This is a genomic window from Actinomadura logoneensis, assembly GCF_003428695.1.
In the GTDB taxonomy this organism is placed as follows: Bacteria; Actinomycetota; Actinomycetes; order Streptosporangiales; family Streptosporangiaceae; genus Spirillospora; species Spirillospora logoneensis.
Genome location: NZ_QURH01000756.1, coordinates 1 through 3,773, shown reverse-complemented (window position 1 = coordinate 3,773; position 3,773 = coordinate 1). Strand labels below are relative to the sequence as shown.

Genomic DNA, 3,773 nt, shown 5'->3' with positions numbered 1-3,773 from the left:
GGCGGCCCGGGCGCGTCCCCGCCCGTCGCGGCGGCGCAGCGTCCGCGCGAGGTCGGCGTCGGCCACGCCCTGGGCCACACCGCCCGCCTCGCTCCGGTCGAGCCAGTCGGCCAGTTCGGCGGCGTACGCGCGCACCCGGCCCTCGGACGTGTCGGACAGCGGGTAGACGCGGACCGGGACGTCCTCGCGCACGACCTCGGCGGCCGGGGCCTCCTCCAGGATGACGTGCGCGTTCGTCCCGCCGAACCCGAAGCCCGAGACGCCCGCGCGGCGGGGGCGCCCGTGCGCCGGCCACGGCGTCGGCTCAGCGACGACCGCGAGCCGCAGGTCGTCGAACGGGATGTGCGGGTTCGGCTCCGTGAAGTGGTTCGACGGCGGGATCACGCCGTGGTGCAGCGCGAGGACGGTCTTGACCAGCCCCGCGACCCCGGCCGCCGCCTCCAGGTGCCCGAGGTTCGACTTCACCGAGCCGAGCAGCAGCGGGCTCCCGGCGTCCCGGCCCGCGCCCAGCACCTCGCCGAGCGCCCGCGCCTCGATCGGGTCGCCGAGGAAGGTGCCGGTGCCGTGCGCCTCGACGTAGTCCACCTCGCGGGTGTCGATCCCGGCGGCGGCGTACACGTCGCGCAGCAGCGCCTTCTGCGCCTCGGAGTTCGGCGCGACCAGGCCGTTGGAGCGGCCGTCGGAGTTCACGCCGGAGCCGCGGATGACCGCGAGCACCCGGTCGCCGTCCCGCCGCGCGTCGGAGAGCCGCTTCAGCACGACCGCGCCGCAGCCCTCCGCGCGGACCATGCCGTCCGCGCTCGCGTCGAACGGCTTGCAGTGCCCGTCGGCGGCCGTCCCGCCCGCGAGGTCGAAGGTCATGGTGACGGTCGGCGACAGCAGCACGTTCACGCCGGACGCGAGCGCCACGTCCGCCTCGCCGCCGCGCAGCGCCTGGACGGCCAGGTGCGTGGAGACCAGCGACGACGAGCACGCGGTGTCCACGATCATCGACGGGCCGCGCAGGTCCAGCAGGTAGGAGAGGCGCCCGGCGATCACGCTCAGCGCCGCGCCGGTCGCGGTGAACGGCTCCAGCGCCGCCAGGTCGGACGCGGTGAACGCGGCGTACTCGGGCGCGGAGACGCCGACGAACACGCCCGTCCGGGTGCCGCGCAGCGCGGCGGGCGCGAGGCCCGCGTGCTCGAACGCCTCCCAGGCGACCTCCAGGACGAGCCGCTGCTGCGGGTCCATGACGGCGGCCTCGCGCGGCGAGATCCCGAAGAACTCCGCGTCGAACCCGGCGACGTCGGCGAGGAAGCCGCCGAGCCGGGTGGTGCGCGCGAGCAGGTCGCCGACCTCGGGCGATCCGTCGTCGAACGGGTCCCAGCGGCCGTCCGGGACCTCGCGGACGGCGTCGCCCCGGTCGAGCAGGAAGCGCCAGAAGTCGTCCGGTCCGGTGAGGTCGCGCGCGCCGCCCGGCATCCGCAGGCCGACGCCGACGACGGCGATCGGCTCGTCCGCGCGCGCGTCGGCGACGGGCGCGGGCGCGGACGCGGACGCCGCCACCGGGGCGGACGGGGTGAGGTCCGCGCCGCTCGCCAGGGCGGCGGACAGCCGGTTGATGGTGGGGTGCTCCCAGACCAGCGTCGCGGGCAGCGCGCGGCCGAGCAGCTGCTCCAGCTCGCCGGCGACGGCGACGGCGTCCCGGGACGCGAGCCCGAACTCCTCCAGGGGACGGTCGGGATCGACCTCGGCGGGCTCGACCCGGGACCGGTGCGCGATCTGCTCGACCAGGTACCGGCGGATCGCGTCCTCGCCGATGCCCTCACGTGAGTGCATGTGCGGGGTCCCCCAATGACGCGGGTTCGTCGTGCGGCTCGGAAGGAGGTCCACGATGTCCTACTTTGACCGCCTCACGATGCGCACACAGGCCACTTTTCTCAGGTGTCACTTGTCACGCCGATGACAAGACCCCCGGGCGGGCGACGGCGGGACCCCCTGGCAGGAGGTGGGGCCTGATGGGATAGTTGGGCACCATAACCACTCACGCGCACAGGGGGAAGCGGCGAGCCACGTGACCCGAGGACGATACCGGTGGGCACTGCTCGTCGTGGCCGTGAGCGCCTTCGTCACCACCATGGACAACACGGTGGTCATCCAGGCGATCCCGACGATCCGGCGCGACCTCGGGATGTCCGGCTCGGCCGCCGAGTGGGTCACGACCGGCTACATGCTGATGTTCTCCTGCCTGATGGTCGCCGGGGGCCGGATCACCGACATCTACGGCTGCCGCGTCGGGTTCATCACCGGGATGGCCGTCTTCACCGCCGCCTCCGCCGCGTGCGGGCTCGCCACCGACGCGTCGTTCCTGATCCTGTCGCGCGTGGTGCAGGGCGCGGGCGCGGCGCTCGCGCTCCCCGCGACGCTCGTCATGGTCACCGTGGGGCGCAGCGACAAGCAGCGGTCGCTCGGCACGATCGTGTGGGTCGCGGCGGGCGGCTCGGCGACCGCCCTCGGCGGGCCGATCGGCGCGTCCATCGTCACCTACTGGTCGTGGAGCTGGATCTTCCTCGTCAACATCGTCCCCGGCGTGCTGGTGATCGCGCTCGGCTCGGTGGTGCTGAGCTCCAAGGCCGCCAACGCCGACGCCCGGGTCGACATGCCCGGCCTGATGATCTCCGCGACGATGCTGTTCGCGCTGGTCTACGGGCTGGAGGCCGTCCAGCGGGACGGCTGGACCGCGCGTCCGGTGCTCGGCGTGTTCGCGCTCGCGCTGATCGCGGCCTGCTGCTTCGTCGCGGTCGAGCGGTGGGCACCCGACCCGATGATCGACCTCGGCTTCCTGCGGAACCGGGTGTTCGCGGGCGGGCTGCTGTCCCAGATGCTGCAGGGCATGGGGTTCACCGCCCTGCTGTTCTACTCGGCCACCTTCATGCAGGACTACCTCGGCTTCTCGGCGGTCGAGTCGTCCCTGGTGCTGCTGCCCGCCGCGTTCGTCATCATGGCGCTGACCCCGGTCGCGTTCTGGCTCGCCGGACGGATCGGGCCGCGGATCACCATCGGCGGCGGGATGGGCGTGATGGCGCTCGGCATGTCCTGGTTCGCCACCATCCGGCGCGGCGACGGCTACCCGGACCTGATGCCGGGCGTGCTGACCGTCGGGGCCGGGGCCGCGCTGGTCATGCCGCTCGCGATGTACGTCCTCAAGGCCGTCCCGGACGAGCGGACCGGCGTCGCCAGCGGCATCCTCAACGTGGTCCGCGAGGCGTCCGGCGCGTTCGGGATCGCGGTCGTCGGCGTGCTGGTCAGTGACCTGCCCGGGCACGCGTCGGCGGCGGCGATGGAGCGCTTCCGGCACGGCATCGCGTCCGGGCTGCTGTTCGGCGCCGGGCTCGTCGCGGTCGGCGGCCTGATCTCCGCCGCGACCCTGCCGCGGCTGGCCGACCTGCGCGGGGACACCGCGGCGCCCGCGCCCCGCACGGAACCGGACGACGTGCTCGTCGCGCCGCGGCGCGGCCACCCCATGCTCCACTCGTACCTGGACGAGAACGTCCGCCGGGGCCTGCCGCCCCCGCCCGAGGGCTGGTACCGCCCCTACGACCCCGAGGACAGCGAGACGACCGGGCCGCACCGCATCCCGCGCGGCGACGCCTGGTAGACGCCGGCGGCAGGCCGGCGGGAGGAGCCCCCGTGAGCCGCACGATCGTGATCTTCGCGGCCGGGTCGCGCGGCGACGTCCAGCCGTGCGCCGCGCTCGGCCGCGCCCTCGCCGCCCGCGGCGACCGCGTCCGGCT

At 74.6% G+C, this 3,773-nt stretch carries 2 protein-coding genes; one reads left to right on the top strand and one right to left on the bottom strand.

All coding sequences use genetic code 11. From position 1 onward, the window contains the following. On the bottom strand, positions 1–1,818 hold a 1,818-nt coding region (locus DZF91_RS26815), incomplete at its 3' end, for a type I polyketide synthase (protein WP_147341401.1). A 235-nt stretch (positions 1,819–2,053) separates the two neighbouring features. On the opposite strand from DZF91_RS26815, the gene DZF91_RS26810 reads away from it, so the two are divergent. Continuing rightward, entirely contained in the window at positions 2,054–3,637 is a 1,584-nt protein-coding gene (locus DZF91_RS26810) for an MFS transporter (protein ID WP_235834594.1), read from the top strand. Positions 3,638–3,773: the final 136 nt, after the last annotated feature.